Genomic DNA, 6,500 nt, shown 5'->3' with positions numbered 1-6,500 from the left:
ATTTCTCATTTGATCAAGCAATTTCATCTAAATTAATCTTATATGCTTTTGTATGATTAAAAAGGAAAAAGTCCAAAGTTGCCCAAACCCCATCTACTGCTTACAATCTCATGATGTGCCTTTTGGCACTTCCGACGATTTATACTGTAAGCAGCTCTTTGAGGCTAAATTTATAATGACAGCCTTCCCTTTACTATGCTAAAATGTAAAAGATTATGAGAAAAACATATGAGAAATATGAAAATGAGGAGGATTTAAACTTTGGAAAACAAAAAAATTATCCAAGTAGAAGAAAAAGTACCTTTCAAGCTGCTCGTACCGCTAAGCATACAACATATGTTTGCAATGTTCGGTGCGTCCGTACTTGTTCCGTTCGTATTCGGACTGAATCCGGCCGTTGTTTTATTTATGAACGGAATCGGAACATTATTGTTCATCCTGATTACAAAAGGAAAAGCGCCTGCATACCTCGGCTCCAGTTTTGCATTTCTTGCACCGGCGGGAATTGTAATTGAAAAATGGGGTTACAGCTATGCACTCGGCGGATTTGTGGCAGTCGGATTCTTAGGATGTGTCCTTGCTTTGATCATCCGCAAATTCGGTTCCAAATGGATCGACGTTGTACTTCCCCCTGCCGCTATGGGACCGGTTGTCGCACTGATCGGACTTGAACTTGCCGGAACAGCCGCTTCCAATGCAGGTCTTACGGCATCTTCCATCGATCCGAAAAATGTGATCGTATTTCTTGTCACACTTTTAACCGCTGTCCTTGGATCTGTATTGTTCCGCAAATTTTTTGCCGTGATTCCGATCCTGATCGCTATCATTGCCGGATATATCGCGGCTCTTTTATGTGGAATCGTTGATTTCAGTAAAGTTGCTTCAGCATCATTTTTTGCGCTTCCGAACTTCTCCACGCCAAAATTCAAATGGGAAGCAATCGTGATCATTCTGCCTGTTATCCTTGTTATCGCCTCTGAACATATCGGACATCAGATCGTAACAAGCAAAATCGTCGGACGCGACCTTCTGAAAGATCCGGGTCTGCACCGTTCCCTCTTTGCAGATAATTTTTCCACGATGATCTCAGGATTTATCGGCTCCGTACCGACAACAACATACGGCGAAAACATCGGAGTTATGGCTATGACAAAAGTTTACAGCGTATACGTTATCGCAGGCGCCGCGGTACTGTCGATCATCTGTTCTTTCATTGGGAAAATGACGACTTTGATCAGCACTATCCCCGGCCCTGTTATCGGCGGAATTTCATTCCTTCTGTACGGAATGATCGGCACGTCAGGTATCCGCATCCTTGTCGATTCTCAAGTTGACTACGCAAGATCAAGAAATATGGCAATGACCTCTATTATTTTCGTAACCGGACTATCCGGTATCAAAGTACAGTTTGGAAGTATTCAGCTTACAGGTATGGTACTGGCATGTGTTGTCGGAATGATCATGGGATTGATGTTCTTCCTCTTCGATAAGCTAAAACTTACGAATGACAGAGAAAACTGCTAAAACACACTGAAAAAACAAAAAGAAAGAACAGAGGAATAATTACCATGCTGAAAATTGTCATTTCACCGGCAAAAAAGATGAATATCACAGATGAATTCCCCTGTAACGCCACTGTCCCGGTCTTTTCTGACCGGGCAGATGTGCTTCACGGGATTTTAAAAAATAAAAATATACAGGAACTGAAAACACTTTGGAAATGCAGTGATAAACTTGCCGAACAGAGTTATCAAAGACTTCATGCCTTTTCTCCCGATCAGGCGGTAACACCGGCGCTTCTTGCCTATGAAGGAATTCAATATCAACACATTGCGCCTTCCGTTTTTACAGATGCCCAGTGGCATTATGTAAATGTTCACCTTCGCATTTTATCCGGATTTTACGGAATCTTAAAACCGACAGACAAAGTTATTCCCTATCGTTTGGAAATGCAGGCAAAGTTAGAAACTGCTAAAAAGAACGACCTTTATGAATACTGGAGCGATACGCTGTACCAAAGTCTTCTCGCAGAAGGGATGACCGAACTTGTCAATCTCGCTTCCGCAGAATACAGTAAAGCAATCCTTCCCTACAAAAATATCCGCTGCATTACATGTATTTTCGGCGAAGAGGTAAACGGAAAAATAAAAGTCAAGGGCACTCAGGCTAAGATTGCCCGCGGCGAAATGGTACGCTGGATGGCAGATCAGAAAATCGAAAGCGTTTCGGACATCCGTGAATTCAAAGAACTGGGATATCGTTTTTCTCCCTCTCATTCCACGGAGGACACTTACACTTTTTCTCTTTGATCTAACTGCAGCTTTGTTTTGTATATGCGGACATATCACTCCCATTTGGGCCGCAAACGATAACTTGGGCTGCTGACTATAACTTTGACTACAGACTATAGTTTTTCCGCAGACTATGACTTTAGTTGCCGACTATAACTTTGCTCCAGGACTCTTTCATATTACTTTTATCTGTGTCTCCGGTGAGATCGTACGAAAAAGCTCGCTCATATTGATCTTCGCAGCACTGTCCGAAAAACTTGCGTCACAAAATACTGCCCGGCGCGGATGCTGTCCGGCAATCTTTCTGATCACAGTCTCGGATATATTTTCATTAAAGCAGGCGGCTAACTCTTTTCCGTCATAATAATGCACTGTATAACCACCGATTTTCTCCGAAGAGTACGGCTTTGACAATAAAAGTCCCCATTCCGTCAGACAGGCGAACAAAAGATCTAAGTCTGTACGATCAGGCTTAATATTTGTCTCAAGTCCGCAAAGCATTTCCTGCGTATACTCTTCAGGCATGTAATAAACATCCTCCATATTACTTTCATCAAGCCGCAGCACACGAAATCCAAAATCTCTGTTTTCGCATCCGTTTTCCCGTTTTATTTTTTCTGCTGCCCGGCGGATCCGTTCTTTTCCGATCTCACAGATTGTCTTATATCCTGCCTTATACGCTTCACTTTTTTTATCACATTCCTGCGGTATCTGAACTAAAATATAGTGCAGATCTATGTTTTTATCCGCCTCAGTCTGCATCACCGCATGAGCCGTTGTCGCCGATCCTGAAAAGAAATCCATTACGATATCGCCGTCTTTTGCCGCCATATTGATAAAATATTGTATGACGTTGACCGGCTTTACATTCTCAAACACTCTTTTTCCGTCAAACAGTTCCTGTACGCACTGCGTACCTGCATTGTATATGCTCACTGCCTCTTTCGGAATCAGAGTGGACGGAGCGCCCATCGCGTCTCCCAAATATTTTTTAATATAGATGTTCCAATGTGCCTGATCTCCGTTTTGATCGACAAGCGGACCTGTCTTCGTTCTTTTAAATGTCACAAGACCTTCTTCCTTTGCCTGCTCAAACCTTTCCCGCACGAACCGGTAAATATATCCGTCTTTCGGACGCACTCTCTCCCCGTCCGGACAGATGATCTCGTATTTTTGGTTTGCATTTGTCGATTTATTTTTAAACACAAAATCTTTATCTCTGTATAATCCCCGCTCGTCTTTTTCCCGATACATCTTGATCGCTTCCCCTGACAACGGCGCAAAAAACATATCCAGACAAGTTTTATTTTTTGCATAACACAATATATATTCATGTGTCTTACTCGCAAATTTCGGCCGGATACCGCCTGCCGTAGAGCAATTCCATATAAAGCAGTTGACAAAATTTCGTTCGCCGAAAACCTCGTCACATATTTTTTTTAAATTTGCCTGCTCGTTATCGTCTATACTGATAAAAATTACTCCGTCATCACAGAGAAGGTTTCTGGCGGCAAGAAGCCGTGCATAAATCATGCTGCACCAATCCGAATGATACCTTCCGCTGTAATCCAAATTCTGATACATCCGGTTTTTATCATCTTGAGAAGCTCCGCCTGCATTCACATATTCTCTCGCTCTGATCCGAAAATCATCCGCATAAATAAAATCATTTCCCGTATTATAAGGCGGATCGATATAGATTACTTTTACCGAATCCAAATAACTTTCCTGAAGAAGTTTCAGCACATCCAGATTATCGCCTTCTATATAGAGATTGCCTGTCGAATCCCACTCAACAGAGTCTTGCACTACGGGACGCAGCGTTTTTCTGATCGGTTTATAAACTTCTTTTACGGCTTCCCGCTTTCCGACCCATGAAAATTCGCATGTTTCGCTTTCCTTTTGATTGATTCCCAAAAGAAGCTGCAACGTATTGATATCGACTTTTCGGATTGTCTTCCCATCGTTATCTTTTTGTTCTTTTACGCATGACGGGAAAATATCCGCAAGCCTGCGGATATTTTCCTGAAAACCGTCAACAGATTCAAATCTCATCTTTTCCATCTATGTCTTTCCTCAACTATTTCCTGCTCTGCCATACTTCATCCGTCTTTTGAAAAACATTCTCTGCATCGGTTTATAAATCTTCCGTTTTGAATCGCCGCTTCTTCACTGTCAAAAATGAGCAGCTCCTCTTTCGGCACTCTTCTTATAAACTTGCAGTCATCTGTTTTATGATAAAAATTTGTCGGCGTATATGGGTTTGCATACACTCTTTGCTTCGGCTTTCCAAACGCCTGCGCCAAACAGTCAATACCTTTTGTCTCTCCTAAGTTCTTTGCAAAATACAAGGCAAGTTCTGATTTATTTTTCTGTCTCATACGCTTAAATTGAACCGTATCATCGAGCAATTCCTCTTTCTGCATCCATCCGATCACAAATCCTTTTTTTGCCGGACGATCCAGGTAAACTCTCACAAAGATATCACAGCACTGATTTTCGCACTCCCATGCGATCACTCTGCGCCGCAGGTTTTCGCCCTTACATCCGTCAAATTCCGAAAACCTTTCCTGAACTTCCCTGCAGTAATCATCCAGACAATATCCAGGATCACTTTCCCGCCGTTTCAACTTCGGATAACAGAATACATCATCTTTACGCCGGATCGTCTCCAACAGTTTTTGCACTGACTTCACATTATCATAATCCCCTGTGAAATCACTTTCTACTTTCAAATCGTTTCTTATATTCGTAGATTTTACTTCTACGATCTTCACGCCTAATGTCCTGCATAACCGCCTTGTAACATTGCTCAGTTTCACAAATTTATTAGGTGTTCTTGCAATATCCTGCCTGATTGCTTCTTCTATAAAAGCAATGTTGACCGTTCCGGTTTTCCAGAGCAGAAAATCAAACGGGGCATGTTTTTTAAAATCATCATTTCTGATCTCATCGTAAGTTTTCAAAGACAACTCCTGAGAATAATACTGACGAATAAATCGTTCGGTGATCTCCTCCGCGATCTTCCCCTGTTCTATATTACATTCCCGCTCTTTCTTCGGTCTGTCCGGCTGCCAAGTTTCCGCCGTATAGTTCATGATCTGTCCTACCACCCGGGCATCTAAATGCACCTGTCCATAATCCGCACATACAATATGATTTTGTAAAGTCAATCTCATCTTCTGCTTTGCACCTCCATGTGCACGACTTCAACTTTTGTATCGAGATTTCTTTTCCTTAAATACACAAATCGCTTCCGTACAAGATCTTTCTATATAGTGTACCTCATTATATCACAAACGGCAATGTGCATTTCAACCGAACTGTTACTTATAAGAAAAGACTTCCGAAAAAGTCACCGATGCCGTCTACAATACCTGACACAATATCGCCGACTCCGTCGCACACATCGCTGATAACATCCGATGCCACACTTCCCGCAAACATTCCCGCGCCGATCCCGATAACAACTTTTGCAGCTAACGGAATCGGTGCGGCCGCAAGAGCCGCCATCGTCGCCTCTGATGCGGCTGTTCCCGCCGCCCCGGAAACAGATCCTTTCAAAGCGCCGGACGCAACATTTCCTGTCGTCGTTGACAGATCGTCTCCGTTCACGATTGATTCCACCGCAGCCATTCCTCCTCCGAAAGCTCCTCCGAGTTTTGCCGACGATTTTGCCGCATTGGCAATCCCGGTTGATGACTGGACTCCGTTAAACTTATTGCTTACACGGGTTGTATCTTTCGTTGAGATTCCGCTGTCTTTCATTACTTTAGTCACACCTTGAGAAGGCGCCTTTGCATTAAATGCCGCCGCACTTTCAGACGTTCCTACTAACTGCGTTGTTCGATATTGACCGTTTTGCACCCGTTTGATCGTATCCATCGTTCCTTTTGCACTCGGAGTATCCTTGCACTGAATCCTCTCTATAATGCGATTTCCCTTCTTCGTAACCAAATCTACCTGACGGGCAGTTGACGAATTCGTAAGCGTTGTTGTCGTGTCCGGCTTCAGCAGATTAGAGAGATTCTTCTTATCAGAATACATCACCTCAAAAGCATTTCCTTTTCCGCCGGTCGGCGAATATGCCCCTGCCCTTCCTGACATTCTCACTGCTACAGAATAGTCATACCCTTCTACCACACTGTTTGCTAAATTTCCTGCTGTTTTTTCTTTGTTTTCATTCATTTTTTCTTCCTCCTCTGTTGT

The 6,500-nt window shown here is 42.9% G+C and carries 5 protein-coding genes; 2 read left to right on the top strand and 3 right to left on the bottom strand.

Annotated features, from left to right (window positions below; translation table 11 throughout):
* Positions 1-261 precede the first annotated feature (261 nt).
* Together uraA and yaaA are read left to right on the top strand one after the other, a co-directional pair.
* Positions 262-1,524: a uracil permease gene (uraA, locus tag RUMTOR_RS09385; RefSeq protein ID WP_009320650.1), complete on the top strand. Its 1,263-nt coding sequence runs from the start codon at positions 262-264 to the stop codon at positions 1,522-1,524.
* A gap of 44 nt (positions 1,525-1,568) precedes the next feature.
* Positions 1,569-2,309 carry a peroxide stress protein YaaA gene (yaaA, locus tag RUMTOR_RS09380; protein ID WP_004847448.1) on the top strand — a complete coding sequence of 247 codons (741 nt, stop codon included), beginning with the start codon at positions 1,569-1,571 and terminating at the stop codon, positions 2,307-2,309.
* A gap of 156 nt (positions 2,310-2,465) precedes the next feature.
* On the opposite strand, the gene RUMTOR_RS09375 is transcribed toward yaaA, so the two are convergent.
* The 3 genes from RUMTOR_RS09375 to RUMTOR_RS09365 all read right to left on the bottom strand — a co-directional run bounded on the left by RUMTOR_RS09375 (position 2,466) and on the right by RUMTOR_RS09365 (position 6,479).
* Complete coding sequence (locus tag RUMTOR_RS09375) at positions 2,466-4,355, bottom strand: site-specific DNA-methyltransferase (RefSeq protein ID WP_004847446.1); 1,890 nt, start codon at positions 4,353-4,355, stop codon at positions 2,466-2,468.
* Between the two features lie 38 nt (positions 4,356-4,393).
* On the bottom strand, positions 4,394-5,470 hold the full coding sequence (locus RUMTOR_RS09370) for a hypothetical protein (RefSeq protein ID WP_004847444.1): 1,077 nt from the start codon (positions 5,468-5,470) through the stop codon (positions 4,394-4,396).
* A gap of 151 nt (positions 5,471-5,621) precedes the next feature.
* A complete protein-coding gene (locus tag RUMTOR_RS09365) occupies positions 5,622-6,479 on the bottom strand; it encodes a hypothetical protein (protein WP_009242419.1) in 858 nt (285 codons plus the stop codon).
* Positions 6,480-6,500: the final 21 nt, after the last annotated feature.

The sequence above is a fragment of the [Ruminococcus] torques ATCC 27756 genome (assembly GCF_000153925.1).
Classification (GTDB): domain Bacteria; phylum Bacillota; class Clostridia; order Lachnospirales; family Lachnospiraceae; genus Mediterraneibacter; species Mediterraneibacter torques.
The sequence above is the reverse complement of the archived record's forward strand: the minus strand, read 5'-3'. Positions and strand labels throughout refer to the sequence as shown.